The 398-nt window shown below is 61.8% G+C and carries 1 protein-coding gene; it reads right to left on the reverse strand.

Translation table 11 applies throughout. From position 1 onward, the window contains the following. On the reverse strand, positions 1 to 398 hold a 398-nt coding region (locus tag EOA27_RS40200; protein WP_281059542.1), incomplete at both ends, for a PhoU domain-containing protein.

Here is a 398-nt window from a genome sequence, read left to right on the forward strand (position 1 = left end):
GCGCCGACATCGCCGTCTCGTCCAGCTTCGGACGATTGGCGGGCAGTTGCTGGCCGGTCAGCACGTAGTAGGCGTTCTCGGCGATGTTGGTGACATGGTCGCCGATGCGCTCCAGATTCTTGGCGCAGAACAACAGATGCGTGCAAGCGGTGATGTTGCGCGGATCTTCCATCATGTAGGTCAAAAGTTCGCGGAACACCGAGGTGTATTTAACGTCGATGCGCTCGTCGTCGTTGCGGAGCTTGGCAAGCGCCGCGGCATCAGCGGCGGCATATTCCTCGATGACCCCCTGCACCTGGATCAGCACCAGCTGCGCCATGCCGTCGATGGAATGCGAAAGGTCGCGCGGCGTGACGCTGAGACCGACGGTGCCGACGCGCTTGGCGATGTTCTTGGCG

The organism is Mesorhizobium sp. M2A.F.Ca.ET.037.01.1.1 (genome assembly GCF_003998075.1).
GTDB lineage: Bacteria > Pseudomonadota > Alphaproteobacteria > Rhizobiales > Rhizobiaceae > Mesorhizobium.